Here is a 26608-nt window from a genome sequence, read left to right on the forward strand (position 1 = left end):
GCTAAATGATTGGGGCGTCGCCAAGCTGGTTAAGGCACCGGATTTTGATTCCGGCATGCGAAGGTTCGAATCCTTCCGCCCCAGCCATCTACTTCTTTACACTTACACATGTGACATATATATCATGGCTCAAAATAACTTCATGATCTTCACGGGCACGGCAAATCCACGCCTTGCTATAGATGTGGCTAATCACCTTAATATGTCCCTAGGGAAGATGACTGTAGGTCGTTTTTCGGACGGTGAAGTTATGGTTGAGATTCTTGAGCATGTGCGAGGTCGAGATGTATTTGTACTTCAACCTACATGTGCACCTACAAACGATAATCTGATGGAGATTATGGTTATGGTTGATGCACTTCGAAGAGCCTCTGTTGGCAGTATTACAGCTGCTATACCATATTTTGGATACGCACGTCAGGACCGCAGACCTCGTTCGGCACGTGTAGCTATTACAGCTAAAGTAGTGGCTAATATGCTTCAGTCTGTCGGTGTAAATCGTGTGCTTACTATGGATTTGCATGCAGATCAAATCCAAGGCTTTTTCGATATCCCAGTAGATAACATTTATGCATCGCCAGTTATCGTGGCTGATATATTACGTCGCGACTTATCGAACTTAGTCGCTGTATCACCTGATGTTGGAGGTGTTGTTAGGGCTCGTGCTCTAGCTAAGCAGCTTGAAGCAGAGCTTGCTATTATCGATAAGCGTCGCCCGAAAGCAAACGTTTCAGAAGTTATGAATATTATCGGAGACGTAGACGGACGTACTTGTATCATTATCGATGATATGGTTGACACTGCTGGTACTTTATGTAAAGCTGCTCAAGCCTTAAAAGAAAGAGGAGCAGCCACAGTTTACGCATATTGCACGCACCCAGTTTTATCGGGGGCTGCAGTAGAAAGAGTAACCGAATCAGTTATAGATGAGCTAGTGGTTACTGATACTATTCCGCTTTCGGCTGAAGCTACTGCCTGCGAGAAGATTCGCCAGTTATCTACAGCTTCTTTATTGGGCGAAACAATTTCTCGCATTTCTTCTGCAGAATCTGTTAGCTCCATGTTTGCGGAGTATTAGGATTTTTGTTTTTCCTGCTGGTCGCGGCAGGATTAGTGGGGTGATTTCACCCTTTTTTTAACTTTTTGTTTTGGAGTTATCCATGAAATTTACAGCTAAAGCACGTAGCGTACAGGGATCGAGTGCGAGCCGCCGCCTGCGCCGTGAAGGTCGCTTACCAGGCATCGTTTATGGTGGAAAAGGGGAGCCTTTAAATATCGACCTTGACCACAATGAAATTTTCCACGCATTACGTAAACAGGAATTCCACTCTTCCCTTTTAGAGATGGATTTAGACGGTAAAACTGAAACTGTTTTACTTCGTGCAGTTCAATGGCACGCATACAAACCACAAGTTCTTCATATAGACTTTTTACGTGTAGAACGTGGTCAACCTATCACTACTAAAGTACCTCTTAACTTTATTAATGATGAGGTATCTCCTGCAGTTAAATTACACGGTAATTTAATTTCTAAAATCGTTACAGAAATTGAAGTTACATGTTTACCAAAAGATCTACCATCAGAAATTGTTGTTGATCTAAGCGAGCTTGAGGCTGACAGTGTAGTTCACTTAAGTAGCATTAAACCTCCTGCAGGCGTTGAGTTTACGGGACATAATCCTGAAGAAGATATGGTATTAGCCTCAGCTTCATCTCCTCGTGAAGTTACTGAGTCTGCTGATCCGGTTGATGGTCCAGCACCTGAAGCCTCTTCAGAAGAAGAAAAGAAAGCTGAATAATTTTTAGACTTTTTTACAATTTTTGTACATAAAACCTCCCATAGTTGGGAGGTTTTTTTGCTCATAATTTGGCAATATTTTCACACACCTAATACCGAAGATGTTGTACATACATCAACACAAAGACCCTGAGTAAAGGGCTAATGTGTGAGAAATTGTAAAATTCCGTTAATGTAAAAACTTTTTTTAAATAAAAGTTTTAGAATGTTACACGTTTGACTACATTCTATTTCAATTGTTAAATTTTTACCTAAAGGAATGCACAAATGAATACCATTTTTAAGACCATTTATAACGAAGTATTAGGTGCTTGGGTTGCTGTTTCTGAGATTACAAAGACAGGTGGTAAAAAGTCTAAAAACAAAATGTTGTCTACTGCCATAATAGTTACAATTGCGGGAGGTGCTAGTGTCTCATTTGCCCAAACAACCGTCCCAGATAATAAGAACAATGTTGTTGATGGAGGTAAATCCGTCGCAGTAGGAGAAGAAAATAAAGTTTATGGTGGGGCATCATTAGGGTTTGGCACTCAGAACTTGATAGGTTTTACCGATGCTAAAGCGGGTAATGCTCTAGTAGCTGGTTTTAGGAATATATCAACAGCAAATTACTCTACCGCTATAGGTAGTAACAATATGTCAACTAGTGTAGATTCATTAGCCTTCGGTAAGGGTAATTTCACGGGAGACTTTACAAAATTTTCTGCTATCCGAACTAAAGCTGGTACTGGTGCAAACCAACCTGGCAATGGTGGGACTTGGAATGCACTTGAAACAAAACTTAATGAAACAGTAGCTAAATATAACTTAACTGCCATATCAGCTGCCAATTTAAAGGAAATGCAAGCTATCGGTGTACAGAACTTAGCTATAAATCTTGGGGCACTGGCATTTGGTAATCGAAATATTTCTGCTGGTCAAAGATCTATAGCAATTGGTAACGAATCCGTAGCACTTAAAAACAATAGTACCGCACTAGGTTATAAAAACTTAGTTAATGGAATTGTAGCTAATGCCTTTGGAGCTCAGAATACAGTAGAGGCTCATAATGGTTTAGCTGTGGGTGTAGGCAATAAAGTAACTGGGTTATACGGAATATCTATAGGTAATGCATCTGTAACTGGTGCTGATTTGACGACTCTTCAAAATATATCCACTGTATCTGGTGTACATTCTATATCTTTGGGTAATAGTAATGCAGTAAAAGGGCAATACGCACTAGTTGTCGGAAAATCCTCTCGAGCATATTTAGATAATTCTATTGCCATAGGGTCAAAATCTATTTCTAAGGGTTTAAATAGTACTGCTATTGGATCAACGGCTCAAGCTATGAATGCTTCTTCTTTAGCGGTTGGGCATAATGCCATATCACTTGGAGATAAATCAATTTCAATAGGTAATGCACAATCATTAGAAAAATCAACAACAGCAATTGGATCAAATGCTAAGGCCTGGGTTTTTCACTCTACCGCAATAGGCAACACATCTGAAGCCAGGGGTGAGTCTTCACTTGCCGTTGGCCAGAACAATAAATCATATGTAGCACATTCATTTTCAGCAGGTGATTGGAATAGTATTAAAGGAAGGTATGCTGGTTCATTTGGTTATCACAATAATATAAACAATCACGGTTCATACAGCTACGGTAACGAAAATACAATAGATAGTAATTTATCAATGGCTATTGGTTCTTCCAATAATATTAATTCATCTGCGGACCGAACATTTATCCTCGGTAGAGGGATTAATGCGACCCATCAAAACAGTGTAATTTTAGGTAATAAATCAGAAAGTAAAGCTGCTACTGCAATATCAAGTGCAAAAATCAGTGGTCTATCTGTGACAAGTTTTGCTGGTGTTGGTAATGCAGAATATGGTGTTGTATCTGTTGGGTCTAATATTAAAAAAGAGTATTTCAAAGATGACTTATTTACAAAAAATGGTAATGATCCAGCTTTGAAAAAACGCAATTCACCTGAATACATAGAGTATTTAGCTAAGATTGCATTTAAAAAGCAAGAACTTATTAAAGCAAGACTAACAGATAATCCCGATGCTGACATCTCTGATATAACGGATGACTATGCCATTGCCAAAATAAAAGAGGGTGATGCTAATTTCAAAGAGCCAGAGTGGACTCCAAAACTTAATCAAGACCAATTAAACGCTGCTCACAAATTAGGTCCACGTCAAATCGTGAATGTTGCGGCTGGAGCAGTAAATGAAAACAGTACCGATGCGATTAACGGCTCGCAATTATTCCAAGTTGCAAAAGCCATAATAGATAATGGCATAAAAGTTCAAGGTGATGCGGGCAACGCAAAAACCGTCAAGATAGGTGAAACTGTTCGTATTGAAGGTAATGCGAGCTGGGCGGATACGGACCAAGGGAATAATATTGCCACTAATACTACGGGTACTGGCATAATGATTGGGCTGAAAAAAGCTCTAACTGGCATGACTTCGGGTGATTTTGGTGGTACCGTGATTAATGCGGATGGCGTTAAAGTTGCGGATAATATCAAACTTGCTGATGCTGGATTGACTGTAGGTTCAGTTGTGATTCAGCCTAATAAAGCTACCGTATCTGGACTTCAAAACCCGACAGCTAACGATGAAGCTGTAAATTTAGGATACCTTACTACTAAATTAACTGATCTTACAAACGGCGGAATCAAATTTACTGGCAATGATGGGGGCGACCACACATTAAAACTTGGTCAAAAGATCACGATCAAGGGTTTAGCTAATTATGCCGATACTGACGGTGGAGCAAATATCGCAACTCAGGCTTCTGATGGTCAACTTCTAATTGGACTGAAGAAGGCTCTGACGGGATTGACTAGCGTAGCTATTGAAAATGGACCTACACTTTCAAATGCAGGCATCGATGCGGGTGGTAAGCCTATAAGTAACTTAAAACCTGCAACAGATACATCAGGTCCTAATGATGCTGCTAACGTTCAGTATGTAAAAGATAAAGTTGAAGCACTCAAAAATGCAGGATACACGCTTACTGGTGATTCGGGTACAACTGGTGTGAAACCAATCGGATCATCGATTGTGTTTACAGGCGATGCAAATATTTCTACCGCTGCCTCTGGCACTGGTGTCGCTATTGCACTTAAACCGAATCTAACTGGCTTAACATCTGGAACATTTGGAGATACGGTAATCAATGGTGATGGTGTTAAAGTTGCAGATAATATCAAACTTGCTGATGACGGCTTAACAGCAGGCAATGTCCGAATCGATCCTGCTTCAAACAAAATCACTGGACTTGAAGCTCCAACTGACGACAAAGATGCAGTAAACAAGAAATTCCTTGATGATGCGGTTAAGGGCTTAGCAGACGGCGGAATCAAATTTACGGGCAATGATGGGGGCGACCACACATTAAAACTTGGTCAAAAGATCACGATTAAAGGTACAGCTAATTATGCCGATACTGACGGTGGAGCAAATATCGCAACACAGGCTTCTGACGGTCAACTTCTAATTGGTTTGAAGAAGGCTCTGACGGGATTGACTAGTGTAGCTATTGAAAATGGACCTACACTTTCAAATGCAGGTATCGATGCGGGTGGTAAGCCTATAAGTAACTTAAAACCTGCAACAGATACATCAGGTCCTAATGATGCTGCTAACGTTCAGTATGTAAAAGATGCTGTTAAAGGTTTGACCGATTCAGGATACACTCTTAAAGGCGATGCAGATGCAACTCAACTTTTCAAAGTTGGCTCTACAATTGCATTTACAGGTGATGCGAATATCACATCAACAGTATCAGCTAACGGTATTTCACTTGCCTTAAAACCTGACTTAACTGGTTTAACATCTGGAACATTTGGAGATACGGTAATCAATGGTGATGGCGTTAAAGTTGCGGATAATATCAAACTTGCTGATGACGGCTTAACAGCAGGCAATGTCAGGATTGATCCTACTTCAAACAAAATCACTGGACTTGAAGCTCCAACTGACGACAAAGATGCAGTAAACAAGAAATTCCTCGATGATGCAGTTAAAGGCTTAACAGACGGCGGAATCAAATTTACGGGCAATGACGGCGGTGACCACACATTAAAACTTGGTCAAAAGATCACGATCAAGGGTTTAGCTAATTATGCCGATACTGACGGTGGAGCAAATATCGCAACACAGGCTTCTGATGGTCAGCTTCTAATTGGCCTTAAAAAAGCTCTGACGGGATTGACTAGCTTTACTACAGAAGGCGGTACAGTTTTAGACGATACAGGATTAGCAGTTAAAGACGGTCCATCAGTTAAGAAAGATGGTATCGATGCGGGTGGTAAAAAAATATCAAACCTCAAACCAGCTGATGAAAATTCTGCAGATAATGATGCTGCAAACGTTAAGTTTGTAAAAGATGCTGTTAAAGGTTTGACCGATTCAGGATACACTCTTAAAGGCGATGCAGATGCAACTCAACTTTTCAAAGTTGGCTCTACAATTGCATTTACAGGTGATGCGAATATCACATCAACAGTATCAGCTAACGGTATTTCACTTGCCTTAAAACCTGACTTAACTGGTTTAACATCTGGAACATTTGGAGATACGGTAATCAATGGTGATGGCGTTAAAGTTGCGGATAATATCAAACTTGCTGATGACGGCTTAACAGCAGGCAATGTCAGGATTGATCCTACTTCAAACAAAATCACTGGACTTGAAGCTCCAACTGACGACAAAGATGCAGTAAACAAGAAATTCCTCGATGATGCAGTTAAAGGCTTAACAGACGGCGGAATCAAATTTACGGGCAATGATGGGGGCGACCACACATTAAAACTTGGTCAAAAGATCACGATTAAAGGTACAGCTAATTATGCCGATACTGATGGTGGAGCAAATATCGCAACTCAGGCTTCTGATGGTCAGCTTCTAATTGGACTGAAGAAGGCTTTGACGGGATTGACTAGTGTAGCTATTGAAAATGGACCTACACTTTCAAATGCAGGTATCGATGCGGGTGGTAAGCCTATAAGTAACTTAAAACCTGCAACAGATACATCAGGTCCTAATGATGCTGCTAACGTTCAGTATGTAAAAGATAAAGTTGACGCACTGAAAAATGAAGGATATACGCTTACTGGTGATTCGGGTACAACTGGCGTGAAACCAATCGGATCATCGATTGCGTTTACAGGCGATGAAAACCTGACTACAACGGCTTCAAATACTGGCGTTGCAATAGCATTAAATAAATCACTTCAAAACATGCAAAGCGTGGCGATTTCAAATGGTCCAATTTTAAATGCTGATGGTTTGAAAATTAACGATAATGTTAAATTGGGTTCTGACGGCTTAACAGCAGGCAATGTTCGAATTGATCCTACTTCAAACAAAATCTCAGGCATCGAAGCCCCAACTGATGACAAAGATGCGGCAAACAAAAAATATGTTGATGACCACATCACAAATTTAAATAATAATCCGCTTACATTCGAAACTAACGATGGATCAACTCCTAAAAAGCTTGGAGATACGCTTAAAATCAAGGGGTCAGACTCTAACGCAACTAAAGATAATTTCGACTTATCTAATATCATGACTTGGATTGATGAAAATGGCGTTCTTAGAATTGGTATTAGAAAATCCCTTGAACTGTCTTCTATTAAAGCGTCTGATGGTGCGGGCAAATCTGCAACTCTAAATCCCGACTCTCTTGTATTTGAAGGAGTGGACGGAAAGAACGGAGCTGACGGCACAGTAACTATGAAGGTCACAACCACAGGACCTGCGGACGTCAAGGGCAACACATTAAATCGTTTAAGCTTAAATGATGTGAGCATTGCCACTCTTAATGATGGGTTTAAATATGCTGGCAATGTGGGTGGCCCTATCAGCGTAACGTTGAATCAAACTATCAATATCCAAGGAGCAACTGCAAATACGAATGCGAAATTGTTTGACGGTGGCAAAAACGTTATGACCGAAGTCGCTCAAGATGGGGATGGTGTCAAATACACGGTCGCAATTAAGAAATCACCTGAATTTGAGAACGTGACATTGACAGGTACTCCAGCCGAAGGTTCTACTGTTGCTAAGCCAGGTAAATTAGCAATTCAGGATGGTGCAAATAAGGACAAAATCATTGCCACAGTAGATGGTAAAGGTAATTCTGAGATTGCTCTGAAAGGTGCTTCAGATAAGGATATCGTGAAGATTGGGGCTGATAGCGATAGCAATGGTAAAGTATCCGTCATAGGCAAAGATGGAGCTAATTCGACAGATTTGAAACACGACGGATTAGCTATTAAAGATGCGTCAGGCACATCAAATCTTGGTACAAATGCTCAGGGTACGGGCGGTGTGGAAGATTTGGTTGCAAATGCCTCTGCGAAAAAACGTCGTCTAACTCACACTGTTGATGGAAAAACGGAAGAAATCGCAACCCTCAACGATGGCTTAATCGTCAAGGGTAACACCACTGATAAAGCAGGCGTTAAGCTTAACAATGCAGTCAAGGTGGCTGGTGCGGACTCAAACACTAAATGGGAAGACTTCGATGGTGGCGAAAATATTATGACCAAAGTCGAAACTGTGAACGGTGAAACAGTGATTCGCGTTGCTATGAAGAAAGACCTTAAACTAAAAGATGGTAACTTCGGCGGTGACGGCAAGGATGGCTCAGTTACTGTCTCAAACGGAGACGGAACGGAAACTGTATCTATCAATCCAGATAAAATTAACTTCACTGGCGTTCCTGGAAAAGACGGCCAACCAGCTGTTAATGCGGGCATCCAGATGTCACAAGACGTGCCAAATCACGTAGACGGCACTAAACCAGCAACTCGTCTACAAGTGGTAAATGGAGATCAGGTTGATCATGTAGCTACTATGAACGATGGTTTGAAATTCAGTGCGAATACTGGAGAAGATTCAGCAAATAAACTGAACACCACAGTGAATATCAAGGGTGACACGGCCAATACAAATTGGTCGGAATTTGACGATGGTCGAAATATCATGACCAAAATTGAGGCTAACGAAAAGGGTGAAACTGATATCACCGTTGCACTTAAACGTGATATCGCAGTGGATACTGCCGTGGTCGGTACAGCTCCTGTTGAAGCGAAAGACGGCCAACCTGCAATCGCTGGTAAGGATGGCAATATCACCGTCGTAAACAAAAATGGCAAAACCGCTATAGTTATTAATTCTGCAGGTGATACTGGTCCTGAAATTGCAGTTAACAAACCTGATTCTGCAGAAGGCACTAAACTTACAACCAACGGTTTAGAAATAAGCAAAAACGGTCCTGATGCTACGAAACCGACCAAGGCGGTTGTATCTATAGCTCCTAACGGTGTGCCTAGTGTATCGGAAGATGCTAGCAGCTCCAAACCACGGCTGACATTGGCTTCGGGCGGGAAAACGGAGAGCATTGCCACAATGAACGATGGCTTGAAATTCCAAGGCGACGTTGAAAGCGTGGATAAGTTGCTTTCTAACACCCTGACCATGGTTGGCGGTGAGACTGACGAGAAAAAACTGACTACGGTTGAGGCTGATAAAAACATCGGCGTAATCGTCAAGGACGTGGCAGATGCTGGCTCTCGAGCTCCTGCAGATAAGGTTATGCAAGTTCGTCTAGCTAAAAAACTGAAAGGCCTTGAGTCTGCGGAATTCAAGCCAGTTGATGCGGGTGGCAATGCTACTGGACAATCCATCATGATAGGTGCAGGCGGAGTTACTGTCACTAAAGGCGGTAATACGGCTTCATTTAGCGAAGACGGATTGCGAGTCGGAGAAAACGGACCTAGCATGACCTCAAACGGTATCAATGCTGGCGGTATGCCTGTGACCAACGTAGGCACTCCTATCAAAGCAAACGATGCAGCTACTAAGGGTTATGTTGATGCTGAACTAGCAAAACAACAAAATCAGCTTGGCAATAACATCGAAGAAGTCCGTAAAGATGCATTAGGTGCTTCAGCTATGGCAATAGCTACGGCCGGACTGCCACAAGCTTACATACCAGGTAAGAGTGCGTTTGCAGTAGCAGGCGGAGCTGTAAAAGGGCATTCAGCCTTTGCTATGGGTATATCTACGATATCAGATAGCGGTAAGTGGATACTAAAAGGCACTGTGTCTGGTGACGGAAGAACCCAAGTAGGCGGTTCTATAGGAGCTGCTTATCAATGGTAATTTGATTGTGGCTTCTGGGCTTGGGCACGGGTTCGTGGAGCTTCGTGCCTCGGGCTTGGGCACGGGCACGGGTTCGTTGGACTTGGTGCTTTGAAACTATGCAAAAATGTAATGCAAAATTGCATTTAATAAAGCCACAAATATTATATTTAATCTGAATATTTTCTAAGTTCAGTAGCAATTTTAGACCTCCGAATGGAGGTCTTTTTTTGCTCCAACATATTGATTTTCTACAACATTTATATCCAAATCAAGCCTACAAACCGCATAAATTTTGTTCAAATTGTTGTATATACAACAAAATGTTATTAATAAGGTTACTAAATTATTGTAATGATATGTAATCTTATGGTAATGTTTCACTCTTTTTCAAAATTAGGGTAATCCACTATAGGGTTCAATAATTTTTTTTATTTTTGATTACTTTTTTTATTGGGTGCTTTATGAACAAAATTTACAAATCTATTTACAACGAAGTGCTCGGCACTTGGGTTGCAATTTCTGAAGTCGCAAAAGCTGGTGGTAAAAAATCTAAGTCAAAGATGTTGTCATCAGTTATTTTAGGAATGGTGCTAGGTACAGCAGGAATTGCTGGTGATGTGTGGGGGTATGTATCAAATGGTTCGAATGTTGCTAAAGGTGAAGATTCTACTTCAGTTGGTGAGCACAATAATGTGGATGGAAATAAATCGACTGGCATTGGAAATTATAACTATGTAAAAGGTGTAGATGGCATTGCTAGTGGTACTTCTAATGTTATTAAACAATCGCAATCAGGTTCATTAGGTTCTTGGAATTTTAATGAGGGAGTTCAATCTTTTACTTATGGTTTCTTAAACTATGCATTAGGGGATAACGGAATTGCCTTAGGAAGTAAGAATTATGCAGTTGGAAATAATTCCACTGTTTTAGGATTAGAATCCTATTCGGGAGATATTTCAAAATTTGTCTACAACAAAACAAAAAAAATTGATTCATATAGTGATCTTCAAAGACTTGGATCATTAATAAGTAGTTTAAAGACTTCTTACAATATTGATTCTGTACCGACTGCTAAAAATGGGTTAGCTCTTGGATTCTACAGTTTTGCATTCAATAACTACTCTTTAGCACTAGGTAATTCAACGATTTCATCGGGGGATAAGTCTATTGCACTAGGAAATGCTGCTGTCTCTCTAAATAATAATGACATTGCAATAGGTACGAATGCATTGGCAGGGTTTTCTAATTTGAGAGTAGATTCCATAAGATATGGGACTGAGAATTACAATTTAGTTGATAACTTATTAACTAATAAATATGGAAGATTTAGCGATGTGAAAATAGCCAGTAGAGAGAGATTGGATGGGACAAGAGTTGAAGCTATGGAGATGATTGCAAAAGCATTGGAAAATCCCAGTCCAGAATTAATGGGGGCATCTTCCCAAATTGCAATAGGAGAGGATACTGTTGCCATGGGTAGACAGGTTTTGGCTGTAGGGGCAACTAACAGAGCGTTTGGTAGAAATTCCTCTGCTGTTGGTAAGGGTAATTTTGCTCATGGGGACGCAGCACAAGCATTTGGGAACTGGAATATTTCAATAGGAAGTAATGCAGTGAGCGTTGGAAACAGAAATGATGCAACTGGTATAAAAAGTATATCAGCAGGATTCGAGAATAGGTCATATGGTAATTACTCAACAGCTATTGGATATCAAAATATATCTACTTCTATTCATAGTAGTGCAGTAGGTCATTCAAATAATGTAAATGCAAAATTCGCAAATGCATTTGGGTACAAAAACATTGTTTCCTCTATGGGTTCTACATCAGTAGGTGTACTAAATAGTGTTAATGGAATATCAAGCATTGCGTTTGGAGTTGGCAATGAAATTGCTGGTCCATACTCAATTGCAATTGGCACAGGAACTATTACAGAGGATATTAATAATTCTTTAGTTAATTCTAGAACCAATGTAACAGGTAGTCATTCAATTTCAATTGGAAACCACAACTTAATAGATTCTGATCAAATTGTAGCTATAGGAAATTCAATAGAATCTTCTTTAGTCTCGAACTCAGTTATTTTGGGAAACAATTCAAGGGGTGCAGTTGTTACTGAAATACCAACATCTCTTAAAGTGGCGTTTGGAGGTGTTAGTGGAGGGATTGAAATAAATAATAATTGGGTAGGTAGATCTTCATTGGCTAACGGGTCAATATCAGTTGGTTCACAAGGTAAAGAGAGGCAAATAAAACATGTGGCTACAGGTTCAATTTCAGAAACGAGTACAGATGCTATCAATGGATCTCAGTTATTCTCATCAATCCAAGCTATTGGAAATGTTCCAATAAAATTTAAAACCGATGGAATCGGCGAGTTGAGCAGAAATCTTGGTCATAAAATTACTTTTCGGGGCGGTGCTAATACTTTAAGTCTTACAGAAAATAACATTGGAGTTAATATAAGCAATGAGGGTATAGACATAAAGCTAGCTAGAGATATACAAGCAATTGAAAGTATCAGTACTGTCGATGGAACAAAACTTAGCGATTTTGGATTAGACATTACAGACGGTCCCAAGATTATTAAAGAAGGTATAAATGTAAATAATAAAAAAATTGTTAATTTGCAAACAGGTATCAATGAAACAGATGCTGCAAACATAAAAAATGTTACTGATTCAGTTAATGAATTAAAAAATTTAGGATACACATTAGAAGGTGATAACAATTCAAGAAACAAATTTCAAATAGGTTCCTCTATTTTATTTAATGGAGATAAGAATATAACCACGTTAGTTGGTTCAAATGGAATTAGCTTAGAATTAAATAAGAACATTACAGGAGTTTCTAGGATTGCTTTTGAAGAAAATGCATCTATAACAAGTTCTGAACTAAAGTTTAATGATAAAGTTAAGTTTGGAATTAACGGGTTGACAGTCGGTAATGGGATTAATCTTAATGGAAACGGTTTAAATATAGGAGAAATAACTATAGATCCTAGTACCAATCGACTTTCTGGATTAGAAAAACCAATTAACGATAATGATGCAGTAAATTTAGCTTTTCTAAATGAAAAGTTTTTATCTGTACCGCCTGGAAGTTTTTTTATTGATGCAAATATTGGGGGTAAAGTAAATTTTTCATTAGGAGGTACCCTTAAGATTTCTGGACTTGCAGAGTATAGTGAAACAGATTCTGGAGCAAATATATCAACTAAACTGGATGGAAATTCAGTAATAATAGGACTTAAAAAATCTTTATCTCAACTTGATAGTGTTGCTCTTTCAAACGGTACTAAATTAAATAATGATGGTCTGTTAATAAATGACGGTCCATCATTGACCACAAATGGAATAGATGCTAATGATAAAGTAATCACAAATGTACGTGTTGGTTCAAACGAATATGATGCTACTAATGTGAAATTTGTTAAAGAAGAAGTAAAAAAATTAGTTGATTTGGGATATAAATTTAAGGGAGATAAAGAAAAAGAAATCAATTTCCCAATTGGTTCAACAATAAAATTCATAGGTGATAAAAATATAAATTCATCTTTAGACAATGAGGGAATAAATATAACTCTAAATACTACTTTAAGAGGAATAGATAATGTAGAATTTAAAGATGGAACTTCAATTAGTGGTGATGGCTTATATTTTATTAATGGTAATAAAGTAGGTCTTAATCAGATTAAATTGGGTTCTTTAAATTTAGATTCAAGTGGCTTTATTTCTGGGTTATCTGAGCCTACTGAACAAGATCAAGCTGTAAATAAGAAATATGTTGATTTTGCATTAAAAAATACTGTATCAAGTTTAACAATAGATGGAATCAAGTATTCAGCAAATGATGGGGGTGACTTTACTCTGCAGTTAGGTGAAAAACTATCAGTAGAGGGAAAAGATTCTAATTTTATAGATACTGATTTGGGTTTAAATATTTCTACTAAATCAGAAGCTGGAAAAATCATAATTGGTTTGAAGAAATCTCTTGTTGGGTTAGAGTCAGCGGAAATTGGATCCAATATATTAAATGATGAAGGATTAAAAATTTTAGGCGGACCATCCATTACTAAATCTGGAATATATGCTAACAATAAAATTATTCAAAATGTTGCTTATGGATCTGCAGACAATGATGCTTCAAATGTTAGATTCGTAAAAGATAAAATACAAGCCCTTAAAGAAGAAGGCTACATACTAAAAGCAGATGAAGGTGAAGGTAAAAAATTCGCTATAGGTACTTCGGTTGTATTTTATGGCGATAAAAATATAACTTCAGAAGTTACATCTGAGGGATTTAAAACCAAACTAAATTCTTCATTAACTGATATTGAAAGTATAGAAATTAAAGATGGTCCATTACTAAATTCGGAGGGCTTATCTTTTGATGAAAAAACCAAATTTACGAAAGAACTAGTTAAAGTTGGTTCAGTTCAGATTACATCTGATGGAAAAATATCTGGTATACAAACACCTACTGAAGACAATCATGCAACCAATAAAGGCTATGTAGATGGTCAGATTGCCATGGTAAAAAATAACTTGAGTACCTTGCAAGATAGTCCTCTGAACTTTGCTACCAACATAGGTGATACGCCAAAAAAACTTGGTGAAACAGTATCCATAAAAGGGGACGATTCTAATAATAATGCCAACAAAAACGAATTTGATTCTTCAAATGTTATGACTTGGATTGATGACAAAGGCATCTTAAGAATAGGTGTTCGTAAAGATATCAAGCTGTCGAAGATTAAAGCTGAAGATGCATCGTCTGGTCAATCTTCAGAGTTAACTCCAAATTCTCTTGTTTTTAATGGTGTGGATAATAAATCTGGTGAAGATGGAAAAATAACTCTGGACGTAACAACAAACGGAGAAGCCGATGTCACAGGGAAGACTGCTCCAAGACTACAGATAAATGGAGTGGACTTTGCTACGTTGAATGATGGAATGAAATACGTTGCCAACTCAGGTCAGCCACAAAATGTGAAATTGAACAATACCATAACAGTCAAGGGTGCTGAAAAGAACACTGACGTGACTCTTTTTGATGGCGGTGAAAATGTCATGACCACTATCGAACAAGACGGAAAGGGCGTGAAGTACACGGTTGCTTTCAAAAAAGTACCTGAGTTTGCTGGTCTCACTGTTGGTGGAATGTTGGCAAATGAAAAATCTCCGAACATTATATTGAAATCTTTAGATGGTGAAGAAAAATTCTCAGCGACAGTGGATGAGGAGGGTGCAGGCATTGTCACCGTAACTGGTAATGATTCCGAACTAAAAACTGATCTCATGCACGATGGTCTTACGATTAATGATGTAGATGGATTCTCAAAGTTAGGCACTTCAACTGAAGGTATGGGTAGCCTTTCAACTCCTGACAAAACTAAACGTCGCTTAACTCACAGCTACAACATTGGATCTGAGGAGGTTGTTGATGAAGAATTAGCAACGCTCAATGATGGTCTAAAAATCGAAGCTAACATTGCAGATGGTAGTGGTCATGCGAGTTTAAATACAAAAGTAAAAATAGTTGGATCAGATAAAAACAGAACTTGGGAAGAATTTGATTCTGGCTACAATATCATGACAAAAATCGAAAAAACTGAAGATGGGGAAACAGTTATTCGTGTAGCTTTGCGTAATGATCTTAATGTGAAGAGTGGCTCCTTTGGCGGTTCTGGGACGGACGGATTTTTAAATATTAAAAATGAGCACGGAAAAGAAGGCATTACAATCACCCCATCTGAGATACGTTTTAACAATACTAAGAAGTTACTTTCGAAAGATCATAACCAGCAGGATGAAGTATCTATGGGTATCACGATGACTCATAGCGGTTCTCCTAATCTTTTGAGTGGCGAGTCTGTTACACGCATACAAATAACTGATAATTCGGGTACTCCTACGGCTGAGGTTGCAACCATGAATGACGGTTTGAGATTTAAGGGCGATACTGAGGATGTATTGGAGAAGCCTCTTTCAAATACATTGACCATAATTGGTGGCGAATCGGATGCAAGCAAGTTAACGGCTCTTGAGGATAAAAATATCGGTGTAATTGCTCATAATTTGAGTGCTAACGATACTAAAATTTCTTCTGAAAAAGTACTAACCGTTCGTATGTCTAGAAATCTGAAAGGCTTACATAGTGCTGAATTCAAAACGCTTGATGAGAGTGGCAATGCCTCTGGTAAGTCTATTCGTATTGATGATGCTGGTGTTACCATTGCCAAAGGTGAAAAAGGCGTACAACTTAGTGAAGAAGGGCTAACAATAGGTGAGAAAGGGCCATCTATTACCAATAATGGTATCAATGCAGGCGGAATGAGCATCTCCAACGTGGGAATTCCGACAGAAGCACATCATGCAAGTTCCAAGGGTTATGTTGATAGAGAACTTGCGAATGTTCAAGGTCAGCTAGGAAGCAAAATCCAAGAGGCACGCAAAGACTCATTGGGCGGAGCTGCGATGGCGATGGCTACGGCTGGTCTCCCTCAGGCATATAAGCCAGGAAAGAGTGCATTTGCGGTTTCTGGTGGTGTTGTCGCTGGACAATCAGCTTTTGCAATGGGTCTATCTACAATTTCTGAAGATGGAAAATGGATAATCAAGGGTTCTGTTTCTAGTGATTCTCGTAGCCAAGTTGGCGGCTCTATTGGTGCTGCATATCAATGGTGATTTTAAGTGAGGTTGCTGTTCTTCTTTTGCTATGTTTTATATTTTTTGCTTGAAATGGATTTCTGATTGAGATGTTTACTAAAAGTTTAGTTGTAAATTAATCTTTAGATACTTGATTTTGGGTCTTGAGTTTGTTTAAATTCAGGACCTATTTTTCTATATTTTACGGGTGCTATTTTTACGTTTGTTCGGAATTGTAAATAACTTGGGTTTTGAGTTATTAAGCATATCAATTATGGATATAAAAATGAATTGGATATGTGTAATTTTTATTCATGATTTTTAAAAAAATATAACAGCTATATTTTCAATTTAAAAGTAGGATATTTTATATTTTAAACGTTTTTTCTGATTTTTGTTTATAGATAATTTATTTAAAAGATTAAATGATATTTCATATTAATACACAGGCACGTAGTAAATTTTTAAGAAATGATTCGGTTACTTTAAATTTAGTAGAATCAACTTTTAAAGTTGTCCTTCTGACAAAAAAAGTTTTGTTTTTATTGGTTTGTTTTTGTGCTTTTTTTGCAATGGAATTGAAGGCTCAATCTCGGGATTCAAATAATAATGAAGTCGTTGAGGGTGCAATAGGGGCTGGGAAAAATAACAAGTCCTATGGGGATAAAAGTGTTGTATTTGGATATGGCAATACAGCAAGTTGGAAAAGAGATCTAGCTATAGAGGGTTTAGATGATTTTGCATTGACACCTACAAGTGTATTTCAATTCGAAATTTCTTCACTTTCGGAGTATTTTCGCGGGGGGGGGTTAAATATGGTGAAATGGCTGCTGTGGGTAGTAATAACTATGCTTATGGACCGAAATCAACAGCTGTAGGTTCAAGAAACGTTGCCCTTGGAAGTAGTTCAGTGTCATTGGGTAAATCTAATTTTACATCAGGCGTTGCCTCTCAAGCTGTTGGTGATTTTAATACTAGTAAAGCTTATAAAGCCAGTGCAGTAGGATATAAAAATGTTATTGATCTAGAAGCTGGGTTTAGCTCGGCATTTGGTGGTTATAATCATGTAACTGGCTCACAATCATATGCTTTTGGTGGTTTTAATATAGTAAATTCTAGAATAGCTTCAATATTTGGTTTTGGAAATAAATTGAATGTAAATTCAGAGCTTTCATCTGTTGTTGGAGTTCAAAATGTATTAACAGGTTCTGGATCTAACATTTTTGGTCTTAAGAATAAAATTACAGGTCTCTCAAACCTTGCAATAGGCTCTGGTAATAATATTAGAGGTATGTATTCTATAGCTATAGGGTCTGGCACTATTTCCAATACCATAAGTCCCCTTGTAGGTCAACCAGGTCAACCAGATAATACAGAATTAGAATACAATAACACTAATACCATTAATGGTAGTTATGGAATTGTAATTGGTTATAAAAATAATTTAAGTGCTGATAAAACTATTCTAATTGGAAATAATATTGACTCTATGGGTGTCAAAAATTCAATTGTTTTGGGTGACTTATCTAGTGGTGCACCTGCTCAAGAGATGAGACGACAAATAGAGTTGCCCTTTGGTGAATTAAAACCAGGTCTTGTAATCCAAAATAGTAGATATGGTTTATCTATGCTTGATAATGGTTCTCTTTCTGTGGGATCAAGAGGACGTGAACGTCAAATAAAATATGTAGCGACAGGAGAGATTTCAGAAACGAGTACTGATGCAATAAATGGGTCTCAGTTGTATGCTGTGGTTAAATCTATAGGTGGAGTTCCACTCAGTTTTAGTGGTGATACAGGTTCACTAAGCAAAACATTAGGTGGAATAATAAATATTCGTGGAGGTGCACAAGGCTCATTTGCAAATAACAATATAGGAGTTGAAATTAATTCTGATTCAATCAATATTAAGTTATCAAAAAATTTGACAGGATTATCTTCACTTAAATTTGATAAGGGTGCAATTCTGAACGGTCAGGGTTTAGTTATTAATTCAAATTTATATTTTCGTTCCTCAGGTTTGTTAATGGGAAATATAAGATTAAATCCTAAAACTAATAGAATTTCAGGAGTGGAGGACCCAAAATATAGTAAAGATGTGGTAAACCTCCAATACTTGAATAGAAAACTATTAAAGTTTCCACAAAGCTTTGAATTAAAGGGTAACGATGAAAGTTTAAATTTCTTACCTGTTGGTAATAGATTGGTAATTGCTGGTTTGGAAAGTAATGTTAATGCCCAGGAATTCGATAAGGGTAAGAATGTATTTACTAGTATAAAAGCCATTAAAGAAGGGTATAAATACACGGTCGCAATTAAGAAATCACCTGAATTTGAGAACGTGACATTGACAGGTACTCCAGCCGAAGGTTCTACTGTTGCTAAGCCAGGTAAATTAGCAATTCAGGATGGTGCAAATAAGGACAAAATCATTGCCACAGTAGATGGTAAAGGTAATTCTGAGATTGCTCTGAAAGGTGCTTCAGATAAGGATATCGTGAAGATTGGGGCTGATAGCGATAGCAATGGTAAAGTATCCGTCATAGGCAAAGATGGAGCTAATTCGATAGATTTGAAACACGACGGATTAGCTATTAAAGATGCGTCAGGCACATCAAATCTTGGTACAAATGCTCAGGGTACGGGCGGTGTGGAAGATTTGGTTGCAAATGCCTCTGCGAAAAAACGTCGTCTAACTCACACTGTTGATGGAAAAACGGAAGAAATCGCAACCCTCAACGATGGCTTAATCGTCAAGGGTAACACCACCGATAAAGCAGGCGTTAAGCTTAACAATGCAGTCAAGGTGGCTGGTGCGGACTCAAACACTAAATGGGAAGACTTCGATGGCGGCGAAAATATTATGACCAAAGTCGAAACAAAGTCATCAGGTGAAACTGTGATTCGCGTTGCTTTGAGAAAAGATTTAAAACTTAAAAATGGAGTGTTTGGTGGAAGTGGTGCTGACGGCGAACTAAAACTAAAGGATAAAGACGGAAAAGATGGGCTAACTCTCAACTCAGACAAAATCCTATTCAACAATATAGAAAAATTAGATGAAAATGGTAGACCACAAAAAAATGGATCAGCTGGAATATCCATGACTCAAAATGGTAAGCCTAATCTTGTTGAAAAGGGACCTGCAACTCGCATTCAAATCACAGATGGTAAAGGCACTCCAACAGCTGAAGTTGCCACAATGAAAGACGGTTTGAAATTCGGGTCAAATTCTGGTGATGAAGCCTCAAATCTTCTTAATTCAAAGGTCAACATCATTGGTCAAAAATCTAATAATGATTGGACTAAATTTGACCAAGGTAAAAACATCATGACCAATATAGAACAGAAAAATGGTGATACAGATATTACCATCGCTCTTAAGCGAGACGTTGAATTAGACTCTGCTACATTTGGACATGGTCCTGCACAAACAGAAGAAAACACATCACAAGAAGGCAAAGACGGTCGCATTAAGTTAGTAAATAAAAATGGAAAAACTACCATTCAATTTGATGCAGGCTCAACAGAAAATCAAAACTCCCCTGCAATTTCAATCTCAAAATCAGACTCAGAAGATGGCACAAAACTTACATCTGAGGGTATTGAGATAACAAAGGGACCAAGCGACAGAGCAACATCCAAAACAACTAAAGCGTTTGTTTCTATCGCCCCTGAAGGTACAGCCCGCATTGAGCAAGATCAATCGCAAACAAGACCACGTCTAACATTAAGATCAGGTGAAGGCGAGTCTGCGATTACCGAAGAAATCGCAACAATGAACGATGGTTTGCGTTTCAAAGGTGATTCTGAAGAATTAATCAATAAACCACTCTCAAGCACATTATCGATTGTTGGTGGTGAGACTGATTCAACTAAACTCACATCGGTCGACACTGATAAAAACATCGGTGTAATCGTTAAGGACGTTGCTAACTCTGGCTCCCGTGCCCCTAAAGATAAGGTTATGCAAGTTCGCCTCGCCAAAAAACTTAAGGGTTTACAATCTGCGGAGTTTAAACCAGTGGACGACAAAGGCAATCCTACTGGTCAAACTATAACAGTTGACAGTGATGGCGTGAGCGTTGCCAAAGAAGGTAAAAAATCACAATTTAATGAAGAAGGTTTGAAAGTAGGAGAGGACGGACCATCAGTTACCGATAAGGGCATTAGTGCGGGTGGTCTGAGCATTGCCAACGTAGGAAATCCTATGAAGCCGCATCATGCTTCAACCAAAGGTTATGTGGACACAGAAGTTAAGCACCTTAAAAATAAAATCAACGAGCGATATAAAGATGCTTTAGGGGCGTCTGCTATGGCCATGGCTTCTTCTGGGCTCATGCCGCCATCGCCTGGCAAGAGTGCGTTTGCAGTTGCGAGTGCAGTGGTTGCGGGTCAGCCTGCATTTGCAATGGGTCTAACAACGATGACAGAAAATGGCAAATTGATGTTTAAAGGAGCAGTAGCCAGTGATGCACGAGGCCAAGTTGGTGGGTTAGTCGGTGCGGCTTATCAGTGGTGATTCTAAACCAATTTCATATGAATGAATACACGCCCTAGTTCCATTGAATTTTTCTATCTACACTATGGTTACTTTAAAAGTCATCATAATAAAAAAGTTTTTTAAAAGTAAGTTAAATATATAAATCCTTCAAATGAAACAAATGAAATGTTATTTGCAGTATGAAACCTTAGACGTTGTAAATACAAGTAATAGTTACAGTTATAAAAAATTAATAGTGAAATAAGCATATTTCTTTTGATATTTTATTATTAAGAAATTTCAAAAAAATGCTCATTTGCTAACTGGTACAGTATGTGTTTTTATTGCTTAATTAGAATGTGTATTAATAAACTTAATCTTTGGGGTGACATAGTGGTAAATATATTAATTTCTAAATCACAAACAAAAAAAGTTGATATGAAATTACTTAGACTTACTATAATTTTAAGTCTATCGGTAATTAGTAATTTATCAATTGGTGCAGCAAGAGATCCTGATGGAAATTATGTTAGATACAAAGATACGTCAACAGCTCAAGGTAAAAATAATGATGTATATGGTAGTTTGTCATTAGCTATAGGAAATGGTAACATCGCTGGTTATCATCCTATAATTGAATCACTTTCAGACTACGATCCATTTGCGATTTCGTCAGAAGAATCATTTTACCTGACACTGGTAAAACTTCTAGAACTTTCAGACAAATTACAACATAATAGAATGGTAGCTGTTGGAGGTAAAAATATCGCCTTCGGGGAAAAATCTTCTGCAATAGGGGTTCACAATGTTTCCCTTGGTAGTAGTAGCGTAGCTTTAGGAAAATCCAATTTAGCGGCGGCTCAGGCCTCCCAAGCAGTTGGAGATTACAATACTGTATATTCAACTAGATCCTCGGCTTTTGGGTATAGAAATGTAGTTGAACAAGCAGCATCTTTTAGTTATGCATTTGGTGGATTTAATAGAATTTATAATTCTAAATCTATAGCATTTGGAGCATTGAATATAACTAAAACAAGAAATTCATATGCATTTGGGTTTGCAAACCTAATTGATTCACCTTCTGAATATAGTTCCACATTGGGTTACGAAAATGCTATTACAGGAATATTGTCGAATGCTTATGGAATTAAAAATATAGTCAATGGCGACTCAAGTTTAGCTATAGGCGTTGGTAATGTAATTAATGCCAACTTATCTATTTCTATCGGAAACGGTAAATTACTTTCTTCAAATCAAAATTTAGCTTCTGATGAAATTTTAAAAAAAAATAGTTTGTCTGTTTCTGGAAATAGTGTAAATGCTATGTCTGGTATCGCTCTTGGTAACAACATTACTTTAAACGGTAATTATTCGATTGTTATAGGAGACTCAGGAAATTCAAATAATGTAATAAATTCGGTTATTTTGGGGGCCAATTCAGTTGGTGAGACAGCGAGTGAATCTACTCAACATATGCCTATTTTGCAATTTGCAAATCACATGCCTGGTTTAAACCTATCTACTGGTTTGGCGGGATTATCAACCATAAGTAAAGGGTCAGTGTCTATTGGTTCTATTGGTCATGAACGTCAAATAAAACATGTTGCCACTGGGAAAATTTCAGCTGACAGCACAGATGCTGTAAACGGGTCACAATTATATAGGGCAATTATTTCTATCGGAGAAGTTCCAATTTACCTGTCAGGGGATGAAAGTAGTAAATCAATAGCAAATAAATTAGGAGGGACTTTAAAAATAAAGGGGGAAGCACCATACGAAAACTTAGTAGATAGAAACATCGGTGTTGTTGCTGAAGATAGTTATCTGCACATAAAACTATCTAATGTTTTAAATAAAATTTCAGAGATTAATTTTTCTAATGGTACCGTCATCGATGGGAACGGTATATCCATAAATGAGGGGCCATCAATAAATAAAGCGGGTATAAATGCAAATGGTAAGAAAATTTTTAATCTTCCTAATGTATCTGATGAAATTAACGAATCAGAAGCTGCTAATGTAGGTTTTGTACAAAATGAAATTAGGAAAATAACTGAATCTGGTTATTTTTTAAAAGGTGACAATCCTGAGAAAAGAAATTTCCAAATTGGTCGAACTATCGAATTCAATGGCGATGGAAATATAATTGCCGCTGTAACGCCTAAGGGTATCTCTCTAAATTTAAATCGAACACTACAAAACATTAATAAATTAATGATTGATAATGGACCGACTCTAGACTCTAGTGGTCTAACGATGGGTAATATATTGTCGATAAGTTCAAATTTTATAAAATTAGGTTCGATCAAAATTTCAGTTGATGGCAAAATTACTGGTATAGCTACATCTGAGGCTCCAACTGATGCGGCTAATGTTCAGTTTGTTAAGGATAAACTAGAACAATTAAGGAATATGGGTTATGAATTTCGAGATGGTCTGGGTAATTCAAATAGAGTTCCATTAGGTTCTTCAATTACGTTTACTTGGGATCCCAATATTTCTGTTTTATTTTCACCAAATGCAGTAAATTTAGCCTTAAACAAAACAATTACAGGTTTGCAAAGAGTGGAATTCGATAATGGTACACGATTGGATTCAGACAAATTGTTTTTTTCTAATAATATTAGTTTTGGAAAAGATGGTTTAATCATTGGTCGTCTTCACTTTACTGTTGATGGCAAGATTACTGGTGTATCAAATCCTGATAATGATTATGAAGCGGCTAATAAATTATATGTGGACAATGTTATAAGGACTGTTGAAATAGGTCTTAATAAACTAAGAAACGGAGGTATTACTTTTGTAGCTAATAAGAATTTTTTTCTTAGTAGGCTTGGGGATTCTATTAAGATAAAGGGTTCAGATGATAACGATGATTTGAGTAATGAAAAATTCGACTCAACTAATATAATGACTTGGTCTGAAAATGATGCTATTAGAATTGGTTTAAAAAAAGATCTTAAAGTCTCAAGATTAAGAACTGAAAATCCAGAAGGTAATTATTTAGAGTTAACCCCACACTCTATATTGTATCAAGGTTTTGATAATAATGATTTGAATCCTTTAGTAATTAGTTTTACTAAAGCTGGGAGCTATGACATCAAGGGAATTGATTCAAATCGAATTATATTAAATGATAATGAAATTGCTACTCTTAATGATGGATTAAAGCTCTCTGGAAACGTTGGAGTTATTACACCAATGAAATTAAATAGTACTTTGAAGATTCAGGGTGGAGAGTTAAATAAAAATGCTACAGAGTTCGATGGTGGTAAAAACATAATAACAATGGTGGTTAATGAAAATCAAGAGGCTAAATATACTGTGGCACTTAAAAAATCTCCAGAATTTGAATCTTTATCTTTATTGGGTTCGTCATCATCAAATAACTCAGCGAAACTCTCTATTAAAGAAGGTTTAAAAGATAAAATTACAGCAACTGTTAATGAGAGCAACGGCAAAATAACTGTTATTGGTAAAGAGCAGTTATTTAAAACTGAACTAAAACATGATGGTCTAAGTATTCATGATGACAATGGAAATTCAAAGTTAGGTATTAAAGTTGATGGTATAAATGGAATTGAATCTCCAGGCATTAATAAACGTCGCTTAACTCATACTTACAAAAGTGGCACTGATTCAGTTGTGACTGAACAGATTGCGACCCTCAATGATGGATTCTTGTTTAGTAGTAACGAAGGAGAAAAAGGTACCAAACTAAACTCCAAAGTAAAAATAGCAGGGGCTGAAGCTAACACAAACTGGAATGATTTCGACAATGGTCAAAACATCATGACCAGAGTAGAAAATGTAAACGGTGAAACCGTTATCCGTATCGCCATGAGAAAAGATTTAAATCTTAAGAATGGATCCTTTGGTGGTAATGGGGCTAACGGTGAACTAAAACTTAAAGATCAAAATGGTAAAGACGGACTCACCCTTAATCCAGACAAAATCTTATTCAATAACATTACAAAGTTAGACGAAAATGGTCAGGTCCAAAAAAATGGGTCAGCTGGTATATCCATGACACAAAATGGTAAGTCTGATTTAGTAAAAGAAGGTCCTGCGACTCGTATCATAATCACTGACTCAAAAGGTGACCCGATATCAGAAGTTGCTACTATGAATGATGGTCTTAAGTTCGGTGCAAATACTGGTGGTGAAGTATCCAACCTTCTTAATTCTAAAGTTATAGTTGCAGGTAATAAGCAAAACACAGATTGGACTAAGTTTGACGAAGGTAAAAACATAATGACCAAAGTTGAACAGAATAAAGAAGGGCAAACAGATATTACCATTGCACTTAAGCGTGATGTTGAACTTGATTCTGCAACTATTGGACATGGACCAAATATAGTTGAAGGCACTAACATAACTAAAGGCGGTAAAGATGGTTACATCAAAGTTGTAAATAAGGAAGGTAAGACAGCTATTGTTATAGACGGTGGTAACACATCAAACGATGTAGGCCCATCGATTACTGTATCAGATACAAAATCCGTGGCGGGGGGGGGGACTTCTATGTTATCTAATGGTATAGAATTTAACACTCCATCAACTTCTGATTCTAAAACTAATTCTACAACCTCTAAAACATCAAAAGCTTTTGTATCGATTGCACCTGAAGGTTCTGCACGCATAGAACAAGATGCATCCGCAAGAAGAACCCGTCTCACATTAAAATCTGGAGAAGGCAGTGACTCAACAGTCGAAGAGATTGCGACAATGAAAGATGGCTTAAGATTTAAAGGTGATTCTGAAGAGTTAATCAATAAGCCGCTCTCAAGCACATTATCGATTGTTGGTGGTGAGACTGATTCAACTAAACTCACATCTTCAAAAGAAGATAAAAATATTGGTGTGATTGTTGAAGATTCCCCAAGAGCGGCTAATGACCCAAACACCAAATCACAAAAAGTGCTTGCAGTACGCTTATCTAAAAACCTAAAAGGCTTGCAATCAGCTGAATTTAAGCCAGTGGATGAAAATTCTAAACCTACTGGTCAAACCATAACCATAGGTAAAGAAGGTCTAACTGTCTCCAATAAAGATAAAAAATCTCAATTTAATGAAGAGGGCTTAAAAATAGGAGAAAACGGACCGAGTGTCACTGATAAAGGTATAAATGCAGGTGGAATGAACATCTCTAATGTTGCACCTCCTACACAACCCAATCATGCATCTACTAAGGGCTATATAGATACTCAAGTAAGACATCTTGAGAGCAAAATCAATGAAAGATACAAAGATGCTTTAGGGGCGTCTGCTATGGCCATGGCTACAGCATTATTGCCACCACCTAACACTCCTGGTAGAGGAGGATTTTCCGTAGCAAGTGCAGTGGTTGCGGGTCAACCTGCCTTTGCGATGGGTGTGTCTGCTCTATCTGAGAACAACAGACTTATATTGAAAGGAGCAGTAGCCAGTGACGCCCGTGGTCAAGTTGGAGGCGGTGTTGGTGCTACTTATCAGTGGTAAGAGTTATATATTAACTTAAATCATTTATAAAAGGTAAAG

The 26608-nt window shown here is 37.8% G+C and carries 7 protein-coding genes and 1 tRNA gene; all 8 read left to right on the forward strand.

The genetic code is table 11. The features are described from left to right. Positions 1 to 10: 10 nt before the first annotated feature. The 8 genes from KUI_RS01710 to KUI_RS01745 all read left to right on the forward strand — a co-directional run bounded on the left by KUI_RS01710 (position 11) and on the right by KUI_RS01745 (position 26569). Positions 11 to 87, forward strand: a tRNA-Gln gene (locus tag KUI_RS01710). Positions 88 to 124: 37 nt separating this feature from the next. Beyond that, positions 125 to 1078 (forward strand): ribose-phosphate pyrophosphokinase, encoded by a 954-nt coding sequence (locus tag KUI_RS01715; RefSeq protein ID WP_014840159.1) that lies wholly within the window; start codon positions 125 to 127, stop codon positions 1076 to 1078. Positions 1079 to 1160: 82 nt separating this feature from the next. Further along, complete coding sequence (locus tag KUI_RS01720; RefSeq protein WP_014840160.1) at positions 1161 to 1799, forward strand: 50S ribosomal protein L25/general stress protein Ctc; 639 nt, start codon at positions 1161 to 1163, stop codon at positions 1797 to 1799. 266 nt (positions 1800 to 2065) lie between these two features. Next, complete coding sequence (locus tag KUI_RS01725) at positions 2066 to 9976, forward strand: ESPR-type extended signal peptide-containing protein (RefSeq protein ID WP_014840161.1); 7911 nt, start codon at positions 2066 to 2068, stop codon at positions 9974 to 9976. 443 nt (positions 9977 to 10419) lie between these two features. Next, positions 10420 to 16647: an ESPR-type extended signal peptide-containing protein gene (locus tag KUI_RS01730; RefSeq protein ID WP_014840162.1), complete on the forward strand. Its 6228-nt coding sequence runs from the start codon at positions 10420 to 10422 to the stop codon at positions 16645 to 16647. A 386-nt stretch (positions 16648 to 17033) separates the two neighbouring features. Further along, positions 17034 to 17486 carry a hypothetical protein gene (locus KUI_RS01735; protein WP_044953926.1) on the forward strand — a complete coding sequence of 151 codons (453 nt, stop codon included), beginning with the start codon at positions 17034 to 17036 and terminating at the stop codon, positions 17484 to 17486. Then, positions 17432 to 21127 (forward strand): YadA-like family protein, encoded by a 3696-nt coding sequence (locus KUI_RS01740; protein WP_014840163.1) that lies wholly within the window; start codon positions 17432 to 17434, stop codon positions 21125 to 21127. Before KUI_RS01735 ends, KUI_RS01740 begins: the two co-directional genes overlap by 55 nt. Positions 21128 to 21526: 399 nt before the next feature. Next, positions 21527 to 26569 (forward strand): YadA-like family protein, encoded by a 5043-nt coding sequence (locus KUI_RS01745; protein WP_232008461.1) that lies wholly within the window; start codon positions 21527 to 21529, stop codon positions 26567 to 26569. Positions 26570 to 26608: the final 39 nt, after the last annotated feature.

Origin of the sequence: Taylorella equigenitalis ATCC 35865 (assembly GCF_000276685.1) — a bacterium.
GTDB lineage: Bacteria > Pseudomonadota > Gammaproteobacteria > Burkholderiales > Burkholderiaceae_B > Taylorella > Taylorella equigenitalis.

Excerpts from the sequence above, each read along its gene's own strand:
- KUI_RS01715 (WP_014840159.1), top strand. The coding sequence starts at position 125 with ATGGCTCAAAATAACTTCATGATCTTCACGGGCACGGCAAATCCACGC.
- KUI_RS01720 (WP_014840160.1), top strand. The coding sequence starts at position 1,161 with ATGAAATTTACAGCTAAAGCACGTAGCGTACAGGGATCGAGTGCGAGC.
- KUI_RS01725 (WP_014840161.1), top strand. The coding sequence starts at position 2,066 with ATGAATACCATTTTTAAGACCATTTATAACGAAGTATTAGGTGCTTGG.
- KUI_RS01730 (WP_014840162.1), top strand. The coding sequence starts at position 10,420 with ATGAACAAAATTTACAAATCTATTTACAACGAAGTGCTCGGCACTTGG.
- KUI_RS01735 (WP_044953926.1), top strand. The coding sequence starts at position 17,034 with ATGATATTTCATATTAATACACAGGCACGTAGTAAATTTTTAAGAAAT.
- KUI_RS01740 (WP_014840163.1), top strand. The coding sequence starts at position 17,432 with ATGGCTGCTGTGGGTAGTAATAACTATGCTTATGGACCGAAATCAACA.
- KUI_RS01745 (WP_232008461.1), top strand. The coding sequence starts at position 21,527 with ATGAAATTACTTAGACTTACTATAATTTTAAGTCTATCGGTAATTAGT.